Source organism: Paraburkholderia nodosa DSM 21604 (genome assembly GCF_000519185.1).
GTDB lineage: Bacteria > Pseudomonadota > Gammaproteobacteria > Burkholderiales > Burkholderiaceae > Paraburkholderia > Paraburkholderia nodosa.
In genome coordinates, this window is the sequence record NZ_JAFA01000005.1 from 268,978 (window position 1) to 293,007 (window position 24,030).

The following is a 24,030-nucleotide window of genomic DNA, read 5'->3' on the forward strand; positions in this document are numbered from 1 at the left end:
ATAGCCGTGCCGCAGATGCTACGATGCAACGTTTCCCGCTAGCTGTCTGATCAACATGTACAAGGTCATTGCAACCGATCTCGACGGAACGCTGCTCAATAGCGACCATCAGGTCGATCCGTTCACGGTTGCCACGCTGGGCGCGCTCGATGCACAGGGGCTGCCGTTCGTGATCGCGACCGGTCGCCACTATTGCGACGTGGCCGGCATTCGCGACGTGCTAGGCATCCGCCCGTATCTCATTACCGCGAACGGGGCGCGCGTGCACGCACCCGACGACACGCTGATCCACGCGAGCAATCTGAGTGCACCCATGGTCGAGCGTCTCGTCGCTGCCGAAACGGTGGGCGAGCACGGTCGCGTGATCGTGAGCATCTATACCGATGACGCCTGGCTCATCGACCGCGATGCGCCTGAACTGCTCGCGTATCACCAGGACTCGGGCTTCGAGTACCGCGTGGCGGATCTGCGCGATTACGCAGGCGCAGGCATCGCCAAGGCGCTCTATATTGGCGATCCGGCAGATCTCGCACTCGTCGCGCAGAATCTCGCACGCGAATTCGGCGACGCGCTCTATGTCACCTACTCCCTGCCGGATTGTCTCGAAGTCATGGTGGCCGGCGTTTCGAAAGGCCGAGCGCTGCGCGTCGTGCTCGAGCGGCTCGGCGTGGACGCCGCGGGTTGCGTCGCGTTCGGCGACAACATGAACGATATCGATTTGCTCGAAACGGCGGGTCATCCGTTCATGATGAACAACGCCAATCCCGATCTCATCAAGCGGCTGCCTCGGGTGCCGCGCATCGGCAACAACTTCGAAGCCGGTGTCGCGCATCATCTTCGCAAGCTGTTCGCGCTCAACGACGAGCTCGCGTCGTAGTTCACGCGGGCGCAGCTGCTAGCGCCGTCACCGCTGTCGCGATTCCATTCGAACGGTTACTGCGTGGCGGGCAGTTGCGCGCACGGGCAGTCGTCCGCGCGTGCGTCGAGCCCTTCGCGCTCGTGCGAGAAACGCGCGTGCGCGCCGCCACCGCTCCAGTCGATGCGCACCACATAGATGCTGTCGAAGTCCGCGCTCTCCCAGCGCGGCACATCGCTCGCGCTGCCGCCGTGCGCGGCGACGATGCGGCGCACGAGCGTCTCGATTTCCCGATGTTCCCACGCAACGAGCACGGTGCGGCCGCGCCACTGCGGATCGACGAGCGCGCTTTGCAGCGCGTCGATCTTCGAATAGCCATATGGCGTCTGGACCGGCATGCCGAACTGGATCGCGGTCGGCTCGATCGTCGCGAGCGGGCGCACGTAGTAGTAGGCGTGGCCGCTGTCTTCCTTTTGCTCGCCGGGGTCGGGCGCATAGATGGCGTCGGGCTTGCCGTACTTGGCCGCGATCACGGCCGGCAGCGCAAGCGCGCGGTTCAGCCCCTTGCAGTTGAGCTGGCCGAATCCCTCTGGCGGCTTTTCGCCATGCCTCACGAAGATGAGCGTTTCGACGTTGCGTGCGGTTGGCGCGCTGCCCGGATTGGTCTGCGCTGTCTCGCCGGCGTTAGCGGGTCCGTTGACGTGTGGCAGCGGCGCGCAGGCGCATAGCAGTGCGCCCAACGCTGCGGCGAGCGTCGGGGCGATCCGGAATGGCCGGGGGCGTGAGCGCTTCATGCTGGGCGTGATGCTCCAGGTCGCAAGACAATGGGAAGGTCGCCCGATTCTAGCAGCGCGGCCGCCCTGGGCCCGGCCAGCAGCGCAGCCGGAGCGCCACGCGGCCAGCAAGACAAACGGGCGCCGAAGCACCCGTTTGCAGCTGCGCAAAGAAAGTATCGCGATTCGGCGCGGTCCGGGCCGCGCAGATGTGTCAGAGCGTGCCAGAGGCCGTCAGGCCGTCTCGCGCACGGCGACCGCCGCCACCGCTTCGCGCCGCCCCGCCACCGCCGGGTACACGATGCCCGCGATCACGGCGCCGACGATCGGCGCGACCCAGAACAGCCACAGCTGCGAGATTGCCTCGCCGCCCACGAAGAGCGCGGGGCCGGTCGAGCGAGCCGGATTCACCGAGGTATTGGTGACGGGAATCGAGATCAGGTGAATGAGCGTGAGGCACAGGCCGATGGCGATCGGCGCGAAGCCAGCGGGTGCGCGCTTGTCGGTTGCGCCGAGAATGACGAACAGGAAGAACGCGGTCATGACGGCTTCGCACACGAACGCGGTGCCCATGGCGTAGTGGCCTGGCGACTGCTCGCCGTAACCGTTGGTCGCGAAGCCACTCGCGACGAGGTCGAAACCGGGTTTGCCCGTCGCGATGAGCGCAAGCACGAAAGCGCCGATCACCGCGCCCACCACCTGCGCGGCGATATAGGGCACGAGGTCGCGCGCCGGGAAGCGGCCCGCCACGGTCAGGCCCACGCTCACGGCGGGATTCAGATGGCAGCCCGAAATATGCCGATGGCGTAGGCCATGGTGAGCACGGTCAGGCCAAAGGCGAGCGACACGCCCACGAACCCGATACCGAGTCCGTGAACCGGGCCGGCGAAGTTGGCCGCGAGCACGGCGCTGCCGCAGCCGCCCAGAACGAGCCAGAAAGTGCCGATCAGTTCGGCAATGAGTCGCCTGAATAAGTGCATTGCGTGACACCTCGAAAAGTCGATTCTAGAAGGGGCCGCGTAAAGCACCGGCACCGGGAAATGCCAGATTCTAGGCAGTCGCACTTTTCGGTGCTGTCAAGGATTGTCAATTCCGACGTAATTCATCGAATTATTGCGTTCGATGTGCACGCAATTGCGCCCGAGCCACTCGTCGTTAAATCGAAGAATAGCGTGAAAAAGCAGTATTAATAGCGATTGCGAATTCCGTTATTTGCGTCTAATCTCCGATCGAGCCGGTTTCAAGAGCAAAGAAGGGGGAATAGAAATGTCGCAATATACGGAAATCAAGGCGCAGATCGCAAAACTCCAGGCTCAGGCCGAAGAGGCGCGGCGCACGGAGATCGCGGACGTCATCGCCACGATCAGGGAAAAGATCGCCGAGTACGGCCTTTCCGCCCAGGACCTGGGCTTTGCCGAGGCCGCGCGCCGCGGGCGTCCGCCGAAAAAGGCGCCGCTGCCCGCGCGCTATCAGGACCCCAAGTCCGGCGCGACCTGGAGCGGGCGCGGCAAGCCGCCCAAGTGGATCGCGGGCAAGAATCGCGAACGCTATCTGATCGCCTGACGCATGCCGCCGGGGAACAGCCCGGCCGCCATACCGGCGCAACCGCAAATGCAATAAAAGAGCCGCATGATTCATGCGGCTCTTTTTGTGCGTCATCTGTAATGAACGCGTAATGGCGCTATTCGACGACTCGCAAACGATTCACACCGTACATTCGTCTGGATTTATCGCGAAACCTGGAATGCTTCGCACTCAGCCGGCGGCGACACGACGCAGTACCGGACGCTGTGCGGCTTCGATGAGCGCCGTATAAGTGTCGACATAATTGCCGGCCATGATGTGCGACGTGAATCGGTGTTCGAACTGGTTGCGAATTGCCACGCGCGAAAGCGAATCGATATTCTGAAGCGCGGCCACGGCGCCTTGTACGTCCTCGACGACATAGCCCGTCACGCCCGGGTCGATCACTTCCGGCACCGAACCGCGGTTGAACGCGATCACCGGCGTGCCGCACGCCATCGCCTCGATCATCACGAGGCCGAACGGCTCGGACCAGTCGATCGGGAACAGCAGCGCCTTCGCGCCCGAAAGGAACGCGGGCTTCTGCTCTTCGTTGATCTCGCCGACGAACTCCACGTGCGCCTGCGAAAGCAGCGGCTCGATCTCGGTCTTGAAGTAGTCCTGGTCGACCTTGTCGACCTTGGCGGCGATCTTCAGCGGCAGGCCGGAGAGCGCGGCGATCCTGATCGCCGTGTCCACGCGCTTTTCCGGGCAGATCCGGCCGAGGAACGCGAGGTACTCGGGCTTGCGGTCGGCCTGCGGCGTGAGCAGGTTCTTTGGCAGTCCGTGATAGATCGTGTTCTGCCACGCGGCCTGCGACAACGGCTGGCGCTGCGAGTCCGAAATCGAGATCACCGGAGCGTTCGGGAACTGCTCGAATACCGGTTGCAGCTCCGGCAGGTCGAGGCGACCGTGGAGCGTCGTGACGAACGGCGTGTCCATGGTCGTGAAAAGCGGGAACGGCAGATAGTCGAGGTGGAAGTGCAGCACGTCGAACTCGTGCGCGACGCGCCGCACGTGCTCGAGCAGCACCATGTGCGGGGCCAGCGCGTCGCGGATCGTCGGGTCCAGACGAAGTGCGCGCGGCCAGGCGGCTTCGAGGTTTGCCGAGGTGACCGAATCGCCGCTGGCGAACAGCGTCACGTCGTGGCCGAGGTCGACCAGCGCTTCGGTCAGGTAGGACACGACGCGCTCGGTGCCGCCATAAAGCTTGGGCGGAACGGCTTCATAAAGTGGCGCAATTTGTGCGATTCGCATTGTTCGATCTCCTGGGCAAAAAGCCGCGTGTGCAACGAACCTGTGATGCGGCACTGCGGCGGTACAACGGTATCGGGTTATCCCTGAGACCGATTATGGCCATTTCGCGGCCCGATACACGCGGTTTTGCAAACGCTTAATGTTGTTACAGCGGGATACAGCAGGTGTAAGAGGCCATTGCAAAGCGTGACGTGGCCTGGGCGCGCATTGCGCAAACCGCGTGCCCGGGCGTCCGTATAAGGGTCAAAAGACGTTGGCGCGTGGGTCGCGAATAGGGCCGGTAGCACGCACGCGTGACGCATCCATGAAAAAGCCTATAATCAGTCCAGAATTTCGCGGCTTATGCGCATGACATGACGCGCCCCGCCTCCCGCCGCTGCTCCCGCCTCATTGTCAGAAAAATTCCTACACGTTAGCGATCGCTTTTCTCGCAACGCGTCGCGGCATCCGTCCGATTTCCATTTGTTCCCGCCCCAGCCACAATGCACCCACGACCATAAACAGGCCGTTCGGGTGCATTCGGGTTGCATCTGGGCGAGCAAACGTTTTCCGCAGGCGGTCTGACCAGCCGCCGCGATTTGATTCGGGGGAATCCATGAGCGCGACGACGCACAGCGACATGCTCAATGAGATCAAGGAAGTGAACCTGTCGTACCTGTTGCTCGCGCAACGTCTTTTACGCGAGGACAAGCCGACGGGCATGTTCCGCATGGGCATCTCCGAGCAGTCTGCCGAGGTGCTCGCGAATCTCTCTTTCGCGCAGACCGTACGCCTTGCCGCATCGAACCAGCTGCTTTGCCGCTTCCGGTTCGACGACCACGCCATCCTGAGCGCGCTTGCCGACAAGGGCAAAACCGCGCTGACCCACTCGGCGATCATCATGGCGGGCCAGGACGTCGAGCAGATCGGCTGAACCGCTTCGCCCCGCGCCGCAGCGCGCGGCCACGCATTGCACCCTTGCTGCCCGCGGACGGCGGCAGGGGCCAGGCGTATTCCTTTGCGGCTTCCAACGGGTGTCTATGGCGACAAAGAGTGTGGTGCAGGAGGTAAAGGAGATCGCGCTCGCGATCGAGCTGATCGAACTGGGCGCGCGTCTGCAACTGCTCGAAGCGGAGACCTCGCTCTCGCGCGACCGGCTCATCCGGCTTTACAAGGAAGTGAAGGGCGAGTCGCCGCCCAAGGGCATGCTGCCGTTTTCGACCGACTGGTTCATGACCTGGCAGCCCAACGTCCATTCCTCGCTGTTCTACAACACGTTCATGTTCATGAGCCGCCATGCGCGCTGCGAGCCGATCCACGCGATCGTGAAGAGCTACCGGCTCTATCTCGAGCACCTGCGGCTCCACGACGAAATGCCCACGCTGAGCCTCACGCGCGCCTGGACGCTCGTGCGCTATTTCACATCGGGCCTCTTGCAGATGACGACGTGCAGTCGTTGCGGCGGCCGCTACGTGGCTCACGCGCACGACCCGCAACGCGGTTTCGTCTGCGGGCTGTGCCAGCCGCCCTCGCGGGCGGGGCGCACACGGCGCAACGCGCTTGCGTCGCAGATCGCCGCTTGAGGCAGATCGACGCGGCTTGACGCGGTTAGATGCGGCGTGGTGCCGTCGGTGCAGGCCGGGACTCCGGATAAACCCGGCCCGCCCCGCCGCAAAGGCCGCGCGGCCCCACCGGACGGCGCCTGCCGCAGCAAGCCCGCATCCTAAACGCGGTCACAGGCACGCACCGCAACCCCTTCCCGTGCGGCTTTGCGAACCGGCCCCAGATTCATCCGTCATGCCGATGTCAAGCAGACGGCAGATGCCCGGCCGGCTTACGATCCGCGCCCACTCAAACCCAAAGTTTTTCGCGCCGTTGCCGTAAACCCAGCTAAGGGCGCGGGCCGACGGCGGTTCGCGGCGCATTTCTAGTGAGGACCCGGCAGTGCTGATTATCGTTGGAACCCTCTTGACGATCCTTTGCGTCTTCGGCGGCTACGCACTCGAGGGCGGCCATCTCGGCGCGCTCATGCAGCCGATGGAACTGCTCATGATCGGTGGTGCTGGCGTCGGCGCGTTCATCCTCGGCAACGGCATCAAGACCATCAAGGCCACCTTGCGCGTGCTTCCCACGCTGTTCAAGGGCGCCAAATACAACAAGGACGTGTACATGGAGCTGCTCGCGCTGCTCTATGTCCTGCTCGCGAAGGCGCGAAAGGAAGGCACGCTCACGCTCGAAGCGGATATCGACGATCCGCAGAAGAGCCCGATCTTCACGCAGTATCCGAAGATCCTGGCCGACCATCACATCGTCGAATTCCTCACCGACTACCTGCGTCTCATGGTGGGCGGCAACATGAACGCCTTCGAGATCGAAAGCCTCATGGACGAGGAAATCGAAACGCACCACGCCGAAGGCGAGGCGCCCGCTCACGCGCTCGCGAAGGTGGGCGACGCGATGCCGGCGTTCGGTATCGTCGCGGCGGTGATGGGCGTGGTTCACACCATGGCGTCCGCCGACAAGCCGCCCGCGGTCCTCGGCGAGATGATCGCCCAGGCGCTGGTCGGCACCTTCCTCGGCATTCTGCTTTCGTACGGCCTGATCGGCCCGCTCTCGAGCCTCGCGGAACAGCGCGTGACCGAGTCGACCAAGATGTTCCAGTGCATCAAGGTGACGATCCTCGCGAGCCTGAACGGCTACGCGCCGGCCATTGCCGTGGAGTTCGGCCGCAAGGTGCTGTTCTCGACCGAGCGTCCGTCGTTCACGGAACTCGAAGAGCACGTGCGCCGCGTGAAGGCGAAGTAAGGGACGGCTCATGAGCAACAACAAGGACCGCGCAATCGTTGTCAAGCGCGCCGCGCCGAAGAAGGCCGGCCATCATGGCGGCGCGTGGAAGCTCGCCTACGCGGACTTCATGACCGCGATGATGGCGTTCTTCCTGCTGATGTGGCTGCTCTCGTCGGCTTCGACGGTGCAGTTGAAGGGCATCGCCGACTACTTCAACCAGCCGATGAAGATCACGCTCTGGGGCGGCGATCGCAGCGCCGAAGACTCGAGCATCCTGAAGGGCGGCGGCCGTGACATCTCGTCGCAGGACCAGGGCATCACGCGCCGCAGCGACGGCGCGACCGAGCGCTCGGAGCGCAACCAGTCGAAGCACAACGACGACGATGCGATGAAGCAGCTCGAAGGTTCGCTCGAACGCAAGGAGCAGGTACGCCTGCACGACCTGCAGGTGAAGCTGATGGCGGCGATCGAGGCGAACCCGGTGCTGCGCCAGTTCAAGCAGCAGATCCGCATCGACTCCACGCTGCAGGGCCTGCGCATCGAGATCGTCGACTCGCAGAAGCGCCCGATGTTCGCCACGGCCCGCGACGTGGTCGAGCCGTACATGCGCGACATCCTGCAGGCGATCGGCAAGACGCTCAACGACGTGCCCAACCGCATCGTCGTGCAAGGCCACACCGACGCCGTGCCCTACGCGGGCGGCGAGAAGGGCTATAGCAACTGGGAGCTTTCCGCCGACCGCGCGAATGCTTCTCGACGCGAGCTGATCGCGGGCGGTATGGACGAATCGAAGGTGTTGCGCGTGCTCGGTCTCGCTTCCACGCAGAACCTGAACAAGGCCGATCCGCTCGACCCGGAGAACCGCCGCATCAGCATCATCGTATTGAACAAGAAGTCCGAAGACGCGCTCATGCACGACGACTCGACCACCACCACGCTCTCCGACGACGCAGCGGGCTCGGGCAAAAGCCTGCCCGCGCTCACGCCGGACGCCGGCATGGGCCGGGCGGCGCCGGCGCCGGTCGCGATCGCGCCGAAGGTGGCAACCACGGTGGCGCCGGCGGTGCCGGTGGTCGCCCCAGCCGTCGCGGCGGCAGCGCAATGACAACGAGGAACGGATGATCAGGAACATTCTGGCGATCGACGATTCGGTGTCCATGCGGGAGATCCTGCGTGCGGCGCTCGGCTCGGCAGGCTACGAAGTGACGGTGGCGGGCGACGGCGAAGAAGGGCTCGAGCATGCGCTCGCCCAGCGCTTCGATCTCGTGCTCACCGACCTTTACATGCCGCGCATGGGCGGGCTCGACCTGATCAAGCAGTTGAGGGCGAATCCTTCGTACTTCGAAACGCCCATCCTCGTGCTGACCACGGAATCGGACGAAGGCTTCAAGGCAGCCGTACGCGACGCAGGCGCGACCGGCTGGATCGAAAAACCGGTGGACCCCGAGCTGCTCGTCGATCTGGCGAGCGCACTCGGCGAGGCCCACCCTTGAGGTGCCGCGCGGCGAACGACCAGGCACCCCCCAGGCAATTAACGCGGTGAAAGAGCAATGACTCTCGACATCACTCAGTTTTATCAGACGTTTTTCGACGAGGCGGACGAGCTGCTCGCGCAGATGGAGCAGCTTCTCCTGAACCTGAACGTCGGTCGCCCGGATCCCGAGGATCTGGCGGCGATCTTCCGCGCGGCGCACTCGATCAAGGGTGGCGCGGCGACGTTCGGCTTCACGGCCTTGACCGAGACGACCCACATTCTCGAATCGCTGCTCGACCGTGCTCGCAACAACGAGCTGGTGCTGCGCAAGGACATGATCGACACGTTCCTCGAAACGAAGGACGTGCTTTCCGACCAGCTCGGCGCCTACCGCGCGAGCGCCGAGCCCGACGCGCAAGCGGCGCACGCCGTGCGCACGAAGCTCGAGCGCCTCTATGCGGAAAGCCGCGGCGTACCGGCGTCCGCGCCTGAACCCGCACCGGCCCCGGCCCCTGCGCCCGCGCCGGCCCCGCAGGCGAGCGCCGGCGATTCGGAAGAAGATCTCGAAGCCGCGTTCGAAATGCACAGTACGCTGGCGGCGGCAGGTTCGGGTGCGCCCGAGCACGTCGTGAGCGAGGCGATCGATGCGGCAGCCGCGGCGCCCGCTGCCGGCGCTGAGGCCGCAGCGGAAGGTCCGCACCTGCGCGTCACGCTGCGCGCCGTCGACGCGAAGGACCAGGAGCTGCTCGTCGAAGAGCTCGGCAACCTCGGCCGCATTCTCGGTCAGGTGAAGACCGGCGACGACCTCACGCTGTGGCTCGAAACCGATGTGACCGCCGACGACATCATCGCGGTGTGCTGCTTCGTGATCGACGAGAAACAGATTTCGATCGGCCGGGGCGCCGCGCCGCAGGGCGACGCGCAACCGGCTGCGGCCGCAGCGCCTGCGGCTGCACCGGCACCGGCCGCACCGCCCGCCGCACCGGTGGCAGCGGCCCCTGCAGCGAGCGCCGTGATCCCGGCCCCGCCGCCCGCTGCGCAAGCCGAACACGAAATGCCGCGCCCGCCCGCGAGCGCACCGGCGCCCGCGCAAGCCGAAGGCGAGCGCAAGGCGCGTCCGGCCGCCGCCGCGAATTCGGCGGAAGGCAGCTCGATTCGCGTGGGCGTGGAAAAGGTCGACCAGTTGATCAACCTCGTGGGCGAACTCGTCATTACGCAGGCCATGCTGGCGGAAACCACCAGCACGTTCGACCCGGCGCTGCACGACCGCCTCTACAACGGCATGGCGCAGCTCGAGCGCAACGCGCGCGACCTGCAGGAAGCGGTGATGTCGATCCGCATGATGCCGATGGACTACGTCTTCAGCCGCTTTCCGCGCCTCGTGCGCGACCTCGCGGCGAAGCTCGGGAAGGAAGTCGAGCTTGTCACCTTCGGTCAGGCGACCGAACTCGACAAGAGCCTCATCGAGCGCATCATCGACCCGCTCACCCACCTCGTGCGCAACTCGCTCGACCACGGCATCGAAACCGTGGAAGCGCGCCGCGCCGCGGGCAAGGACGCCACGGGCCAGCTCGTGCTCTCCGCCGCGCACCACGGCGGCAACATCGTGATCGAAGTGAGCGATGACGGCGCGGGCCTGCGCCGCGACAAGATTCTCGCCAAGGCGATCAAGCAGGGCATGCAGGTGAGCGACAGCATGTCCGACGACGAGGTCTGGAACCTTATCTTCCTGCCGGGCTTCTCGACCGCCGAGCAGGTGACCGACGTGTCGGGCCGCGGCGTGGGCATGGACGTGGTCAAGCGCAACATCCAGGCGATGGGCGGCCACGTGGAAATCACCTCGCACGCGGGCAAGGGCAGCACCACGCGCATCGTGCTGCCGCTCACGCTGGCGATTCTCGACGGCATGTCGGTGAAGGTGGGTAGCGAGATCTTCATCCTGCCGCTGAACTTCGTGATGGAGTCCCTGCAGCCGCGCCACGAAGACATCTACACGGTCACCAACGGCGACCGCGTGGTGCGTGTGCGCGGCGAGTATCTCCCGCTCGTGGCGCTGCACCGGGCATTCAACGTCGAAGGCGCGCGCACGGACCCGACGCAGGGCATCGTCACGATCATGGAAACCGAAGGCCGTCGCTTCGCCATGCTGATCGACGAGCTGGTCGGCCAGCAGCAGGTCGTGGTGAAGAACCTCGAAACGAACTACCGCAAGGTGCACGGCATTTCGGCGGCGACCATTCTCGGCGACGGCAGCGTCGCGCTGATCGTCGACGTGGCCGCGCTCAATCGCGAGACGCGCGCCACACATGGCGTAAGCGCCAGCGCAAATTCGGGTGCGTTCGCCGAATTCGCGTAATCGTTATGAAGTCCGGACGCACTCAACCAATCATCTCCCAACCGTTCAGGGGCTAACGTGGCAGAAGTCCAATCGATTCAAGGCAACGGCGCGCACGGCGCGATTGCCGGCGCGCAACGCCGCGACGCGCTGCAGGCCGACGCGGGCGGCCAGGAATTCCTCGTCTTCACCCTCGGCGCGGAAGAGTACGGCATCGACATCCTGAAGGTGCAGGAAATTCGCGGCTACGACAGCGTGACGCGCATCGCGAACGCGCCCGACTTCATCAAGGGCGTGATCAACCTGCGCGGCATCATCGTGCCGATCGTCGACATGCGCATCAAGTTCCATCTGGGCCGCGTCGAGTACGACCACCAGACGGTCGTCATCATCCTGAACGTCGCGCATCGCGTGGTCGGCATGGTGGTGGACGGCGTCTCGGACGTGCTCACGCTGCAGATGGAGCAGATCATGCCTGCGCCCGAATTCGGCGCGACGCTCACGACCGAGTACCTCACGGGCCTCGGCACCGTCGAAGGCCGCATGCTGATCCTCATGGATATCGAAAAACTGATGACGAGCCGCGAAATGGCTCTGATCGAGGCGCTGGTCTAACGCGCCGAGAGTTAAACCGGGGGGCCGCGAGGCCAGCGTGAGAGAGAGCGGATAAGCCGCCGCCAAGAAGCGGCAAGCCGCCTTCGTTTTCGCGCGCGCTTCGTACAGGGTCCCGGGCGTCGCCGCGTCTTGCTGGCCGCCCGCGCCCGCCCGCATAGCCCGCCCCGATTCGCACAGGACAGGAGCAAACGAGATGCTGCAAAGATGGTCGATCCGCTCGACGCTCACGGGCGTCGGGGTCATTCTGGTTGCGCTGACCGTGCTGGTCGGCGCACTCGGGCTCGTCGCGCTCGGGCGTGCGAGCGATGCGTTCACCGAGATCGTGCGAGGCGATCTCGTGGCGATGCATGCGCTGAACGACGCGTCGTCGTATCTGCTGCGCACGCGCGTCGCGATCGACCGCGCCAGCGCGCTCACGGCCGCAGGCCAGGCCGACGATGCGAAGAAGGTGATCGATCGCGCCCAGGAATTGCTCGGCAAATCCAACGAAGCCTGGCAGGCCTTCCAGAACGCGCCGAAGAGCGGTCTCGACGCCGCCACGCTCGACGCGCTCGCGGCCAAACGCGCCACGCTCATGCAGGACGGCGTGCAGCCCGAATTCGCGGCCCTGCGCGCAAACGATCAACCGGCCTACCACGCCATCGCCGACACGAAGATCAGCCCGATGTTCGTCGACTACGACAACGTCGCCGGGCCGCTCGCGCAGGCGCTGGAAGATAGCGCACAGGCGCGCGAGGTCGGCGCGCATGACAAGATCGCCGTGATGCGCATCGCGATCGGCGTGGTGATCGCCGTGGCGCTCGTGCTCGTGGTGGCGATCCGCTTCGCCATGCGCGGCCTCATCGTGCAGCCGCTCGAAGACGCGGTGTCGTGCTTCGAGCGCATCGCCCACGGCGATCTCTCGCAGCCGGTCACGGTCTACAGCGACAACGAGATCGGGCGCCTCTTCGGCGGCGTCAAGCGCATGCAGGAAAGCCTCGTCACGCTGGTGAGCGCGGTGCATACGGGGGCAAGCTCGATCGACGTGGGCGCGCGCGAGATCGCGATGGGCAACACCGATCTCTCGCAGCGTACCGAGCAGCAGGCCGCTTCGCTGCAGGAAACGGCGTCGAGCATGGAGCAGCTCACCGGCACCGTGCGCCAGAACGCCGAGAACGCGCGCCAGGCGAGCCAGCTGGCCGTCAACGCCTCGGACATCGCGACGCGCGGTGGCCAGGTGGTGGGTGAAGTCGTCAACACGATGCAGGGCATCGCGGTGAGTTCGGCGAAGGTCGTGGACATCATCAGCGTGATCGAAGGCATCGCGTTCCAGACCAACATTCTCGCGCTCAACGCGGCCGTGGAAGCGGCGCGCGCGGGCGAGCAGGGCCGCGGCTTCGCGGTGGTGGCCGGCGAAGTGCGCAGCCTCGCGCAGCGCAGCGCCAGCGCGGCGAAGGAAATCAAGGAACTCATCAACGACTCGGCCGAGAAAGTGCAAAGCGGCTCGCAGCTCGTGGGCCGCGCAGGCACGACGATGGAAGAAATCCTTCAGGCCGTGCGTCGCGTGACCGACATCATGGGTGAGATCAGCGCGGCGTCCGAGGAGCAGTCGGGCGGCATCGAGCAGGTCAACCGCGCCGTCACGCAGATGGACACCGTCACGCAGCAGAACGCGGCGCTGGTGGAGCAGGCGGCCGCGGCGGCGGCGTCGCTCGAAGAGCAGACCCGCCAGCTGCAGAACGTGCTCGGCACGTGGACGACGGGCGGCGCGCCGGCGCGCAGCGTCAGTGCAAGTCCGGCGCGTGTGACGCCGGCGGCGCCGGTTGCCGCGAAACGCACGACGCCGTCTTCGGCTTCGGCGGGGACGAAGGCCGCGACGGCGTCAGTCGCAACGGCGGCGGCACCGGCGGACACCGCGAAGCCAACGGCCAGGCCCGCGGCGCAACCGGCAGCGCAGTCGGCAAACAAGGTGTCGGCAAAGCCGGCGGCGAAACCGGCCGCGCCTGCGCGCGCCGAGACGTACGCGAGTACGGCGGCATCCGCTTCGGGCGATTCGGACTGGGAAACGTTCTGATCGAACGCGGCATGGAAGCGTAGTGAAGTACTGAACACGACGAGCAACTGCAATGCACATGAGCGCTACACAACGGCAAGACCTGCCGCGCCGGGCCCCGCGGCCCGCGCGCGCTGCGCAGGCCGCCCATGCGCCGCACGCATTGCAACCGGGCAGGCGCGGCGCGCAGCAGTCCTGCGCCGCGGTATCCCATGCAGTGGGCGGCGCGCAATGCGAAGGAGCATCAGCATGAAAGCGCTGCGAAATACGCGCCAGGACGCCGGCGAGCCGGGCGGTTCGGGCGTCGAGAGCAACCGCGATTTCGATTTCACCTCGGCGGACTTCGAGCGCATTCGCGCGCTCATTCACCGCCGCGCCGGCATCTCGCTCTCGGACCACAAGCGCGACATGGCGTACAGCCGGCTGGCGCGGCGCCTGCGCACGCTCGGCCTCGACAGTTTTCGCGAGTACCTCGACCAGCTCGAAGCGCGCAACGACACGGCCGAGTGGGAAGCGTTCACGAACGCGCTCACCACGAACCTCACGGCGTTTTTCCGCGAGGCGCATCACTTCCCGATCCTCGCGGATTTCGTGAAGCGCCGCGCGGGGGGCCCAGGTGCGCAGCCGGTTTCGGTGTGGTGTTCGGCGGCCTCCACGGGCGAAGAGCCGTACTCGATCGCGATGACGCTCGTCGAAGCGCTTGGAGACCGCGCGGCGCGCGAGGCGCGCGTGCTCGCCACCGACCTCGACACCCAGGTGCTCGCCAAGGCCGACGCGGGCGTCTACTCGTTCGACCAGGTCAAGCACCTGTCGCCGGAGCGTCTGAAGCGCTTCTTCTTCAAGGGCACCGGCTCGCACTCGGGGCTCGTGAAGGTGCGCCCGGAGCTGCGCGCGATGATCAAGTTCGAGCAGCTCAATCTCACCGACGCGGACTACGGCTTGCGCACGACGTTCGACGCGATCTTCTGCCGCAACGTGATGATCTATTTCGACAAGCCGACCCAGGCACAGGTCCTGACGCGCTTCGAGCCGCTCATGAAGCCGGACGGCCTGCTGTTCGCGGGCCACTCGGAAAATTTCACCTACGTCACGCAGGCGTTCCGTCTGCGCGGCCAAACGGTCTACGAACTCACGCGCGGCGCCGCGGGCAGTGCCGCGCCGCGCCGCGCGAACGACGCGATCGGAGTGCCCGCATGAGCGCCAGCCTCCCGATCGCGACGAACCGCTATTTCGACACGCATTTCCAGCGCCCCGGCGTGAAGCTGCTGCCCAACGAGTTCTACACGACGGGCGAGGACATGGTGCTCGTCACCGTGCTCGGCTCGTGCGTCGCGGCCTGCATTCAGGACCGCACCGCCGGCATCGGCGGCATGAACCACTTCATGCTCCCCGACGACGGCGCGGACTCCGCCCACGCGCTCACTGGCGCCTCCGACGCGATGCGCTACGGCGCGTACGCGATGGAAGTGCTCATCAACGAGCTGATCAAGGCGGGTGGCCGGCGCGAGCGCTTCGAGGCCAAGGTGTTCGGCGGCGCGGCGGTGCTCGCGGGCATGACGACGATGAACATCGGCGACCGCAATGCCGTGTTCGTGCGTCGCTATCTGGCGACCGAGAACATCCGCATCGTGGCCGAGGACCTGCAAGGCTCGCATCCGCGCAAGGTGGCGTTCCTGCCGCGCACGGGCCAGGTGATGGTCAAGAAGCTGCGTCTCTCGCAGGACACGAGCGTGGCCGAGCGCGAGCAGCAGCTCGCCGCGCAAACCCCCGAAGCGCGCGCCGAACGGCTCGCGCGAGCGCGGGCGCGCGTCGAGCTGTTCGGCGTCGGCGGCGCCGGGCGCGCCGGCCCGGGCGCCACGGCGCCGGCTCATGTGGCAAATGCGGCGGCTAACGCGGCGGCAAATGCGGCGGCCAACGCGGCAGCTCATACGCCCCAGATTTCCCAATCCCAGCCGCAGGGCGCGCGGCCTCGCATCGAGCTGTTCGGCTCGAGCGTGTCGTCCGCGCTGCGCGCATCCGGTCAAGACAACGCCAGGACAGTAGAGGAGGCGTGAACGCTGTGCAAAAAATCAAGGTTCTCTGCGTCGACGATTCGGCGCTGATTCGCAGTTTGATGACGGAAATCATCAACAGTCAGCCCGATATGACGGTCGTCGCCACCGCGCCGGATCCGCTCGTCGCGCGCGAGCTGATCAAGCAGCACAACCCCGACGTGCTCACGCTCGACGTGGAAATGCCGCGCATGGACGGCCTCGACTTCCTCGAGAAGTTGATGCGCCTGCGGCCCATGCCGGTCGTGATGGTGTCGTCGCTCACCGAGCGCGGCAACGAAATCACGCTGCGCGCGCTCGAACTGGGCGCGGTCGACTTCGTGACGAAGCCGAAAGTCGGCATTCGCGACGGCATGCTCGAATACTCGGAAAAGCTCGCCGACAAGGTGCGCGCCGCCGCGCGCGCCCGCGTGCGTGCGCACCATGCTCCGTCTGCTGCGCCCGCCGGCGCGGCAGCGCACGCGCACGGCCACGCCGCTGCGCACGCCGCGAGCCCGGCGCCGATGATCAACAATCCGCTCGTCTCGACCGAGAAGCTCGTGATCGTCGGCGCGTCGACGGGCGGCACCGAGGCGATCCGCGAAGTGCTGCAGCCGCTGCCGCCCGACGCGCCCGCGGTGCTGATCGCGCAGCACATGCCGCCCGGTTTCACGAAGTCGTTCGCACAGCGCCTGAACGGGCTGTGCCGCATCACCGTCAAGGAAGCGGAGCACGGCGAACGTGTGCTGCCCGGCCACGCCTACATCGCGCCGGGCCACGCACACCTCTTGCTCGCACGCAGTGGCGCCAACTACATCGCGCATCTGTCCGACGACCCGCCGGTCAACCGGCACCGTCCGTCGGTCGATGTGCTGTTTCGTTCGGCGGCGCTGCACGCGGGCAAGAACGCCATCGGCGTGATTCTCACGGGCATGGGCCGCGACGGCGCAGCCGGGCTGCTCGAAATGCGCCAGGCCGGTGCGTACACGCTCGCGCAGGACGAGGCGAGCTGCATCGTGTTCGGCATGCCGCGCGAAGCCATTGCCATGGGCGGCGCCGACGAGATCGCCTCGCTCTCAGACATGAGCCGGCGCGTGATGACCCGACTCGCCTCGATGGGCGACCGGGTTCAGCGCGTCTAATAAATTGCCGATATAGAGAGATCATGCGGGCCGCAAACGCTTGCACGATCGCTCGCGATTAATTTATCTGGATAGGCAGTGCGCTTCTCTGGATAATTGCCCGGGTTTTCGCCTGGAGGAATGGAACGTGATGGATAAGGGAATGAAGATTCTGGTGGTGGACGATTTTCCGACGATGCGCCGGATTGTCCGCAACCTGCTCAAGGAACTGGGCTACTCGAACGTCGACGAAGCCGAAGACGGTGCAGCGGGCCTTGCCCGCCTGCGCGGCGGCAACTACGAGTTCGTGATCTCCGACTGGAACATGCCGAACCTCGACGGTCTCGCCATGCTCAAGGAGATCCGCGCCGACGCGAACCTGACGCACCTGCCGGTGCTGATGGTGACGGCCGAGTCGAAGAAGGAGAACATCATCGCGGCGGCGCAGGCTGGCGCGAGCGGCTATGTGGTGAAGCCGTTCACGGCTGCCACGCTCGACGAGAAGCTCAACAAGATTCTCGAGAAGATGGCCAAGACGGGGAGCTGACGTGAACGAGCCCATCAGTGAGCAGTCCGGCGCTCATTGCGGTGAGTGGCCGGAAGGCGAGGGCGTCGAGCCGCTCCCGCAGCCTCCCGAGTTCGACTTCGCGCCGCCCGCCGCGGGCGAGGCCGGCGAGCTGGCGACGGACCGCATCCTCGCCCGCATCGGACATCTGACGCGCAGCCTGCGCGACTCGATGCGCGAACTCGGCCTCGACAAGCATGTGGAGCGCGCCGCCGAGGCGGTGCCCGACGCGCGCGACCGGCTGCGCTATGTCGCGAACATGACCGAGCAGGCCGCCGAGCGCGTGCTGACCGCGATCGACATCGCCAAGCCGCTGCAGGAAACGCTCGAACGCGACGCGAAGGAACTGACGAGCCGCTGGGCGACCTGGTACGACGCGCCGATCGGCCGCGAGGAAGTGCGCCAGCTGATGGACGACACGCGCGCCTTTGTGGATGGCGTGCCGCAAGCCACCGCGGCGACCAACCAGCAGCTGCTCGAGATCATGCTCGCTCAGGACTTCCAGGACCTGACGGGCCAGGTGATCAAGAAGATCATGGACGTGGTCTATCTGATCGAGCAGCAGTTGCTTACCGTGCTGGTCGAGAACATCGCGCCGGAGCGGCGTGAGCAGTTCGCGGCAACGGCGGCGGCGCTCGCGGAGACCCAGAGCAGCACGGGCAGTCCCGAAGGCCTGCTCAACGGGCCGCAGATCAATCCGGAAGGCAAGACCGACGTCGTGCAGGACCAGGCGCAGGTCGACGATCTGCTCGCAAGTCTCGGGTTCTGACCCTTAACATGCAGCTAACCGTTCGGTTAGCTGCCGCATGTAGTCCAAGGCGGGCATACTAGTGCTCATGCCTTCGTGCCCCACCGCGGCGAGCGTCGCGGTGGGGCACGAAGCATAGCCAGCCGTTGCCCGTCCTGCTGCGTCCCGCCGCAACGTTCCTGCGCGGCCCCGACAGCGTATGGTGCAACGCGCCATCGCAAGAGGGAGGGGACGCCTTGTATCCATACACATCGTTCTGTGGCAAGGCGGCGCGCTCGTTTGCGCGCCGCGCCGCACCCCGCTGCGCGCCCGGCGCGGCGCTTCTCGGTTCCCTGCTTTGCGCGCTGCTCGCGGCCCCTGCGGCTCACGCCGCGCTCGGCGGCGCGCCCATGCCCACGCCGGCGGGCGCGAGCGTCAGCACCCTGAGCGCCGCTTCGGCGGCAGCCGCGGCCGGCAACGCCTCGGCCGTTGCGCGCGCAGCGGTACAAGGCGCGGCTTCTGGCGCTTCCTCGACTCCCGCCTACACCGTTCAGCAGACCACGCTGGCCAACGGCACCGTCGTGCGCGAATACCTCACGCAGGCCGGCACCGTATTCGGCGTGGCCTGGGACGGCCCGCAGATGCCCAATCTCGCCACGCTGCTGGGCAGCTACTTTCCCCAATACACGGCCGGCGTGAAGGCGAGCCACGCCGCCGGTCGCGTGCGCGGGCCGGGCGTGGTCGAAAACTCGAACGTCGTCGTGCATTCGGGCGGCCACATGGGCGCCTTCTCCGGGCAGGCATGGCTGCCGCAGGCGCTGCCTGCGGGCGTCAGCGCCTCCGATATCCAGTGACGAGCGGAGGCCGAACGTGCTGACTTCAGGGCTGACTTCACGCCATTCGCGCAGCTTGTGGCTGCGCCCTTTCCGGTTTCTTTCGGGCGCCGCGCTCGTTGCCCTGGTTTCGCTCGTCGCCGCCTGCGGAGGCGGGGGCGGCAGCAGCGGTAGCAGTAGTAGCAGCAGTTCGAGCGGCAGCAGTGGCGGCGGCAGCTCAGCGGTTTCCAGTCCCACACAGCAACCCACTGCGGCTACCGCCGCGAACACCGTGGGCGTCGTCGTGAACCGCGGATTGACCGGCACGCTGCCCAACATTCCCACCGTCAGCGTGACGATTTGCGTGGCCGGCACGAGCACCTGCGAGACCGTCGACAACGTTCAGGTGGATACGGCCTCGTTCGGGCTGCGCCTGCTCGCGTCGGCGCTGCCGAACCTGTTGAACTCGCTGACTCCCGCCACGGCCAACGGCGGCACGCTCGCCGAATGCACGGCCTTCGCCGACGGTTACACGTGGGGCACCGTGCGTCCTGCCGACGTCAAGATCGGCGGCGAGACGGCCTCCAGTATTCCGATCCAGGTGATCGGCGACCTCGCCTCGAATACGGTGCCGTCGGCGTGCGCGGGCTTTGGCAACGCGCAGAACACGGTGCAGGACCTCGGCGCGAACGGCATTCTCGGGATCGGCGTTGCGCCTTATGACAACATCGGCACGTATTACTCCTGCCCCGGCAACGCGAACTGCGTCACGGCTACGGTCACGCAAACCCAGCTGGTGGCCAACCCCGTGCCCAAAATCGGCACGGACGGCAACGGCGTGATCCTCGAGATGGCGCCCGTGTCCGATAGCGGCGCGCCCAGCGCGACGGGCACGCTCGTGTTCGGCATCGGCACGCAGTCGAACAACGCGATGACCGCCTCGCAAAGCTTCAACACGGACTCGTGGGGCAGGCTCAGCTCCACGTTCAACGGGCGCACGCTCCAGACCTTCCTCGACTCGGGTTCGAACGCGATCTTCTTCGTCGACAGCGCCCTGCCGCAGTGCGGCGGCAATCTCGGCACGTTCTATTGCCCAACGTCGACGCAGTCCTTCAGCGCGGCGCTCGTTTCCAATAACGGCGCAACGACGGGCACCGCGACCTTCAATGTCGCGAACGGGAACGCATTGCTCAGCAGCGGCGCTAACTATGCGGCCAACAACCTCGCAGGGCAGTTCGGCTCGTCGGCGGACCTCGACCTCGGGTTGTCGTTCTTCTATGGCCGCTACGTCTACTACGGCATGGACATGACCGCGTCCGGGGGCAAGGCGCCCTACGTCGCGTTCTGAAATTGCAGGCGCTCCGGGGGCGTTTGCCGTGAAGTTTGCGGCCCGCGAGCGCGTGCGCGCATCGCGCGCCGGCGTTCGCCGGTGATGCCGCCCCGGTTCCATCGGCCGAAATACCCTGATTTCCCCGTTCTACTCCGTCAATCGCTGCTTGGCTCCGGCGGCAATAATCGCTGTCACTGAAAAAGGGCGCGCGCCAGCCGCGCAGCCGCGACGAGCGGCGCGTGCCCGCGACCGGAGCATGCGTGGCTGAGGACAGCGACCTCGAGAAAACCGAATCCGCCACTCCCAAGCGCCTCGAAAAGGCGCGGGAGGAGGGGCAGGTTCCGCGTTCCCGGGAGCTGGCGACGTTCGCGCTGCTCTCGGCGGGCTTCTATGGCACGTGGATGCTCTCCGGCACGATCGGCGAGCATCTGCAGGCCATGATGCGCGGCGCGTTCACGTTCAATCACGCGGGGGCGTTCGAAACAAGCCGCATGCTCATCGGCGCCGGCGTCGCCGCGCGCGAGGGGCTCATGGCGCTCATGCCGGTGCTCGCGCTCACGGGGCTCGCCGCGCTGCTCGCGCCGATGGCGCTCGGTGGCTGGCTCATCTCGACGAAGGCGCTGCAGCCGAACTTCGGCCGCCTCAATCCGATGTCGGGCCTGGGGCGGATCTTCTCCGTGAACGGGCCGATCCAGCTCGGCATGTCGCTCGCCAAGACGCTCGTGGTGGGCGTGATCGGCGGCTGGGCGCTCTGGAGCCGGCGCGACGAGATCCTCGGACTCGCCATGCAGCCCGCGCCGCGCGCGTTCGCCGACGCGATGCATCTGATCGGCGTGTGCTGCGGCATGACGGTCGCCGGCATGTTCGTGGTCGCCGCGCTCGACGTGCCGTACCAGCTCTGGTCGTACTACCGCAAGCTGCGCATGACCAAGGAAGAGGTCAAGCGCGAGCACAAGGAAAACGAAGGCGATCCGCACGTGAAGGGGCGTATTCGTCAGCAGCAGCGCGCCGCCGCGCGCCGCCGCATGATGACCCAGGTGCCCAAGGCCGACGTGGTCGTGACCAACCCGACGCACTTCGCCGTCGCGCTCAAGTACGCCGATGGCGAGATGCGCGCGCCGAAGGTCGTCGCCAAGGGCGTGAACCTCGTGGCCGCGCGCATTCGCGAGATCGCGGCCGAGAACAACGTGCCGCTGCTCGAAGCGCCGCCGCTCGCCCGCGCGCTCTATTACAACGTCGACATCAACCGCGAAATTCCCGGGCCGCTCTACGGCGCGGTCGCCCAGGTGCTCGCGTGGGTCTATCAGCTCAAGCGTTTCCGCGAGCATGGCGGCGACGTGCCGATGGAGCCGACCGACCTCGACGTGCCAGCCGAAATGGACAAGGGCGCGATGAGCGACGAAGACGAAGCCAGCGAAGCCGACGAAGCCCTCACACCCGAGGAGCGCACGGCCGCCGAGGCCGCCAGTCGCGCGAACGCGGCAAATTCCACGAACGCAGCGAACGCGGCGAACGCAAACAACGCATCGAACACCGCCGGCCGCGCCGATACAAACCCGGCGCGCGACGGCACTGAAGGAGCAACAGAATGAACGCCCGCACCGGTTTCCTCGCGCGGCGCCCGGAGATGCTGCAAAGCACGAATCTGCGCGCGCTGGCGGGACCGATCCTGATCTGCATGATCCTCGGCATGATGATCCTGCCGTTGCCGCCGTTCCTGCTGGATCTGCTGTTCACCTTCAACATCGCGCTTTCGGTGATGGTGCTGCTCGTCAGCATGTACACCATGAAGCCGCTCGACTTCGCGGCGTTTCCGAGCGTGCTGCTGTTCTCCACGCTCCTGCGGCTCTCGCTGAACGTGGCCTCGACGCGTATCGTGCTGCTCGAAGGCCACACCGGCCCGGGCGCCGCGGGCCAGGTGATCGAGTCGTTCGGCCACTTCCTCGTGGGCGGCAACTTCGCCGTGGGTATCGTGGTGTTCGTGATCCTCATGGTCATCAACTTCATGGTGATCACGAAGGGCGCGGGCCGTATCGCCGAAGTCTCCGCGCGCTTCACGCTCGACGCGATGCCCGGCAAGCAGATGGCGATCGACGCCGACCTGAACGCGGGCCTCATCAACGAAGACGCGGCCCGCAAGCGCCGCAGCGAGATTGCCCAGGAAGCCGAGTTCTACGGCTCGATGGACGGTGCGAGCAAGTTCGTGCGCGGCGACGCCATCGCCGGCCTGCTGATCATGGTGATCAACATCGTGGGCGGCCTGATCGTGGGCGTCGTGCAGCACGGCATGCCGCTCGCCTCGGCGGGCGAGACTTACACGCTGCTCACCATCGGCGACGGCCTCGTCGCGCAGATTCCGTCGCTCGTCATCTCGACGGCGGCCGGTGTGATCGTCTCGCGCGTGGCGACCAACGAAGACATCGGCACGCAGCTCACCGGCCAGCTCTTCACGAACCCGCGCGTGCTCATGATCACGGGCACGATCATCGTCATGATGGGCCTGATTCCGGGCATGCCGCACTTCGCGTTTCTGCTGCTCGGCGGCGGCTCGATCCAGCTTGGCCGTACGTTGAAGAAGAACGCCGCGGCGAAGAAGGCGAGCGCCGTGATCGCGGACGCCGCGCCCGCCGCGCTTGCGCCCGTCGAAAACGCCGAGGCGACCTGGGACGACGTGGCGCTCATCGACACGCTCGGCCTCGAAGTGGGGTACCGCATCATCCCGCTCGTCGACAAGAATACCGACGGCGAGCTGCTCAAGCGCATCAAGAGCATCCGCAAGAAGTTCGCGCAGGAAATCGGCTTCTTGCCGCCCGTCATCCATATTCGCGACAACCTGGAGCTGCGCCCGAACGCCTACCGCATTGCGTTGAAGGGCGTGGAAGTGGGCACGGGCGAGGCTTACCCGGGACAGTGGCTCGCGATCAACCCGGGCCAGGTGAGCGCGGTGCTGCCCGGCACGCCGACCACGGACCCGGCGTTCGGCCTGCCCGCCGTGTGGATCGATTCGAACGTGCGCGAGCAGGCGCAGGTGTTCGGCTACACAGTGGTCGATTCGAGCACCGTGGTGGCGACGCACCTGAATCACCTCGTCGTCATGCACGCGGCCGAGCTGCTCGGGCGCCGCGAAGTGCAGGCGCTGCTCGAGCGCGTGCAGAAGGACACGCCTTCGCTCGTGGATGACCTCGTGCCGAAGGTGCTGCCGGTCACGACGCTGCAGAAGGTGCTGCAGAACCTGCTGGAAGAAGGCGTGCCGATCCGCGACATGCGCACGATCATGGAATCGCTCGCGGAGCACACGCCGCGCATCACCGACGCACACGATCTGACCGCGGCGGTGCGCATCGCGCTCGGCCGCGCGATCACGCAGCAATGGTTCCCCGGCAACGCCGACATGCAGGTGATGGGCCTCGACGCGAACCTCGAGCGCGTGCTGTCGCAGACGCTCACCTCGGGCCCGAACCCCGGCCTCGAACCGGGGCTCGCGCATACGCTGCTCACGCAGACGGAGCAGGCGATGGGGCGTCAGCAGGCGCTGGGTCTCGCGCCGGTGATGCTCGTACAGCATGCGCTGCGGCCCATGCTGTCACGCTTCCTGCGCCGCAGCCTGCCGCAGCTCAAGGTGCTGTCGTATGCCGAGGTGCCGGATACGCGCAACGTGAAGGTGGTGAACGTGATTGGGGCGCATTGATCGCGCTGCCGCGTCTGAATGAGAAGAAGCCCGCTTTTTGCGGGCTTTTTCGTTAGCCGAGCCGCGTGCGGGCCTTCCCGCGCGCA

At 66.2% G+C, this 24,030-nt stretch carries 21 protein-coding genes and 1 pseudogene; 19 read left to right on the forward strand and 3 right to left on the reverse strand.

From position 1 onward, the window contains the following. Positions 1-55: 55 nt before the first annotated feature. Positions 56-877, forward strand: coding sequence for a Cof-type HAD-IIB family hydrolase (locus tag A3CW_RS0109450; protein WP_028203341.1), 822 nt, complete (start codon positions 56-58; stop codon positions 875-877). A gap of 56 nt (positions 878-933) precedes the next feature. On the opposite strand, the gene A3CW_RS45760 is transcribed toward A3CW_RS0109450, so the two are convergent. Together A3CW_RS45760 and aqpZ are read right to left on the reverse strand one after the other, a co-directional pair. Further along, positions 934-1,650 carry a histidine phosphatase family protein gene (locus A3CW_RS45760; RefSeq protein ID WP_245623571.1) on the reverse strand — a complete coding sequence of 239 codons (717 nt, stop codon included), beginning with the start codon at positions 1,648-1,650 and terminating at the stop codon, positions 934-936. Positions 1,651-1,863: 213 nt separating this feature from the next. Next, positions 1,864-2,609 (reverse strand): annotated as a pseudogene (gene aqpZ, locus A3CW_RS45765) (aquaporin Z). 286 nt (positions 2,610-2,895) lie between these two features. Here aqpZ and A3CW_RS0109465 point away from each other — a divergent pair. Beyond that, the gene (locus A3CW_RS0109465) at positions 2,896-3,192 is read left to right on the forward strand and encodes an H-NS histone family protein (protein WP_028203342.1); all 297 of its coding nucleotides are present in this window, start codon (positions 2,896-2,898) and stop codon (positions 3,190-3,192) included. 192 nt (positions 3,193-3,384) lie between these two features. Here A3CW_RS0109465 and A3CW_RS0109470 read toward each other — a convergent pair whose 3' ends face one another. Continuing rightward, on the reverse strand, positions 3,385-4,449 hold the full coding sequence (locus A3CW_RS0109470) for a glycosyltransferase family 4 protein (protein WP_028203343.1): 1,065 nt from the start codon (positions 4,447-4,449) through the stop codon (positions 3,385-3,387). 595 nt (positions 4,450-5,044) lie between these two features. On the opposite strand from A3CW_RS0109470, the gene flhD reads away from it, so the two are divergent. From flhD to flhA, 17 genes are all read left to right on the forward strand, one after another. Then, entirely contained in the window at positions 5,045-5,362 is a 318-nt protein-coding gene (flhD, locus tag A3CW_RS0109475; protein WP_028203344.1) for a flagellar transcriptional regulator FlhD, read from the forward strand. A 106-nt stretch (positions 5,363-5,468) separates the two neighbouring features. After that, the gene (gene flhC, locus A3CW_RS0109480) at positions 5,469-6,011 is read left to right on the forward strand and encodes a flagellar transcriptional regulator FlhC (RefSeq protein ID WP_028203345.1); all 543 of its coding nucleotides are present in this window, start codon (positions 5,469-5,471) and stop codon (positions 6,009-6,011) included. Positions 6,012-6,372: 361 nt separating this feature from the next. Continuing rightward, entirely contained in the window at positions 6,373-7,233 is an 861-nt protein-coding gene (gene motA / locus A3CW_RS0109485) for a flagellar motor stator protein MotA (RefSeq protein ID WP_028203346.1), read from the forward strand. Between the two features lie 10 nt (positions 7,234-7,243). Beyond that, positions 7,244-8,320: a flagellar motor protein MotB gene (motB, locus tag A3CW_RS45770; RefSeq protein WP_051481337.1), complete on the forward strand. Its 1,077-nt coding sequence runs from the start codon at positions 7,244-7,246 to the stop codon at positions 8,318-8,320. A 13-nt stretch (positions 8,321-8,333) separates the two neighbouring features. Then, entirely contained in the window at positions 8,334-8,708 is a 375-nt protein-coding gene (locus tag A3CW_RS0109495; protein ID WP_028203347.1) for a response regulator, read from the forward strand. A 57-nt stretch (positions 8,709-8,765) separates the two neighbouring features. Continuing rightward, positions 8,766-11,045: a chemotaxis protein CheA gene (gene cheA / locus A3CW_RS0109500; RefSeq protein WP_028203348.1), complete on the forward strand. Its 2,280-nt coding sequence runs from the start codon at positions 8,766-8,768 to the stop codon at positions 11,043-11,045. Positions 11,046-11,102: 57 nt separating this feature from the next. Further along, positions 11,103-11,639 carry a chemotaxis protein CheW gene (gene cheW / locus A3CW_RS0109505; RefSeq protein ID WP_028203349.1) on the forward strand — a complete coding sequence of 179 codons (537 nt, stop codon included), beginning with the start codon at positions 11,103-11,105 and terminating at the stop codon, positions 11,637-11,639. Positions 11,640-11,832: 193 nt separating this feature from the next. Continuing rightward, positions 11,833-13,692 (forward strand): methyl-accepting chemotaxis protein, encoded by a 1,860-nt coding sequence (locus A3CW_RS0109510; RefSeq protein ID WP_028203350.1) that lies wholly within the window; start codon positions 11,833-11,835, stop codon positions 13,690-13,692. A gap of 228 nt (positions 13,693-13,920) precedes the next feature. Then, entirely contained in the window at positions 13,921-14,868 is a 948-nt protein-coding gene (locus A3CW_RS0109515) for a CheR family methyltransferase (RefSeq protein WP_028203351.1), read from the forward strand. After that, on the forward strand, positions 14,865-15,725 hold the full coding sequence (cheD, locus tag A3CW_RS0109520; RefSeq protein WP_028203352.1) for a chemoreceptor glutamine deamidase CheD: 861 nt from the start codon (positions 14,865-14,867) through the stop codon (positions 15,723-15,725). Before A3CW_RS0109515 ends, cheD begins: the two co-directional genes overlap by 4 nt. 59 nt (positions 15,726-15,784) lie before the next feature. Then, the gene (locus tag A3CW_RS0109525; RefSeq protein WP_375542628.1) at positions 15,785-16,843 is read left to right on the forward strand and encodes a protein-glutamate methylesterase/protein-glutamine glutaminase; all 1,059 of its coding nucleotides are present in this window, start codon (positions 15,785-15,787) and stop codon (positions 16,841-16,843) included. Between the two features lie 130 nt (positions 16,844-16,973). Then, positions 16,974-17,369: a chemotaxis response regulator CheY gene (cheY, locus tag A3CW_RS0109530; RefSeq protein ID WP_028203354.1), complete on the forward strand. Its 396-nt coding sequence runs from the start codon at positions 16,974-16,976 to the stop codon at positions 17,367-17,369. Positions 17,370-17,499: 130 nt separating this feature from the next. After that, entirely contained in the window at positions 17,500-18,156 is a 657-nt protein-coding gene (gene cheZ, locus A3CW_RS45775) for a protein phosphatase CheZ (RefSeq protein WP_051481355.1), read from the forward strand. A gap of 311 nt (positions 18,157-18,467) precedes the next feature. Next, positions 18,468-18,968, forward strand: coding sequence for a DUF2844 domain-containing protein (locus tag A3CW_RS45780; RefSeq protein ID WP_051481356.1), 501 nt, complete (start codon positions 18,468-18,470; stop codon positions 18,966-18,968). A 19-nt stretch (positions 18,969-18,987) separates the two neighbouring features. After that, the gene (locus A3CW_RS0109545) at positions 18,988-20,274 is read left to right on the forward strand and encodes a DUF3443 domain-containing protein (protein WP_407669730.1); all 1,287 of its coding nucleotides are present in this window, start codon (positions 18,988-18,990) and stop codon (positions 20,272-20,274) included. A gap of 242 nt (positions 20,275-20,516) precedes the next feature. Beyond that, on the forward strand, positions 20,517-21,848 hold the full coding sequence (gene flhB, locus A3CW_RS45785) for a flagellar biosynthesis protein FlhB (protein ID WP_081771579.1): 1,332 nt from the start codon (positions 20,517-20,519) through the stop codon (positions 21,846-21,848). Further along, the gene (gene flhA / locus A3CW_RS0109555; RefSeq protein ID WP_028203356.1) at positions 21,845-23,944 is read left to right on the forward strand and encodes a flagellar biosynthesis protein FlhA; all 2,100 of its coding nucleotides are present in this window, start codon (positions 21,845-21,847) and stop codon (positions 23,942-23,944) included. The genes flhB and flhA overlap by 4 nt, the downstream gene beginning before the upstream one ends. Positions 23,945-24,030 lie beyond the last annotated feature (86 nt).

What these genes read in the sequence shown, in the direction of transcription:
- A3CW_RS0109450 (WP_028203341.1), top strand. Translation starts at nt 56, where the DNA reads ATGTACAAGGTCATTGCAACCGATCTCGACGGAACGCTGCTCAATAGC.
- A3CW_RS45760 (WP_245623571.1), bottom strand. Translation starts at nt 1,650, where the DNA reads ATGAAGCGCTCACGCCCCCGGCCATTCCGGATCGCCCCGACGCTCGCC.
- A3CW_RS0109465 (WP_028203342.1), top strand. Translation starts at nt 2,896, where the DNA reads ATGTCGCAATATACGGAAATCAAGGCGCAGATCGCAAAACTCCAGGCT.
- A3CW_RS0109470 (WP_028203343.1), bottom strand. Translation starts at nt 4,449, where the DNA reads ATGCGAATCGCACAAATTGCGCCACTTTATGAAGCCGTTCCGCCCAAG.
- flhD (WP_028203344.1), top strand. Translation starts at nt 5,045, where the DNA reads ATGAGCGCGACGACGCACAGCGACATGCTCAATGAGATCAAGGAAGTG.
- flhC (WP_028203345.1), top strand. Translation starts at nt 5,469, where the DNA reads ATGGCGACAAAGAGTGTGGTGCAGGAGGTAAAGGAGATCGCGCTCGCG.
- motB (WP_051481337.1), top strand. Translation starts at nt 7,244, where the DNA reads ATGAGCAACAACAAGGACCGCGCAATCGTTGTCAAGCGCGCCGCGCCG.
- A3CW_RS0109495 (WP_028203347.1), top strand. Translation starts at nt 8,334, where the DNA reads ATGATCAGGAACATTCTGGCGATCGACGATTCGGTGTCCATGCGGGAG.
- cheA (WP_028203348.1), top strand. Translation starts at nt 8,766, where the DNA reads ATGACTCTCGACATCACTCAGTTTTATCAGACGTTTTTCGACGAGGCG.
- A3CW_RS0109510 (WP_028203350.1), top strand. Translation starts at nt 11,833, where the DNA reads ATGCTGCAAAGATGGTCGATCCGCTCGACGCTCACGGGCGTCGGGGTC.
- A3CW_RS0109515 (WP_028203351.1), top strand. Translation starts at nt 13,921, where the DNA reads ATGAAAGCGCTGCGAAATACGCGCCAGGACGCCGGCGAGCCGGGCGGT.
- cheD (WP_028203352.1), top strand. Translation starts at nt 14,865, where the DNA reads ATGAGCGCCAGCCTCCCGATCGCGACGAACCGCTATTTCGACACGCAT.
- A3CW_RS0109525 (WP_375542628.1), top strand. Translation starts at nt 15,785, where the DNA reads ATGACGGAAATCATCAACAGTCAGCCCGATATGACGGTCGTCGCCACC.
- cheY (WP_028203354.1), top strand. Translation starts at nt 16,974, where the DNA reads ATGGATAAGGGAATGAAGATTCTGGTGGTGGACGATTTTCCGACGATG.
- flhA (WP_028203356.1), top strand. Translation starts at nt 21,845, where the DNA reads ATGAACGCCCGCACCGGTTTCCTCGCGCGGCGCCCGGAGATGCTGCAA.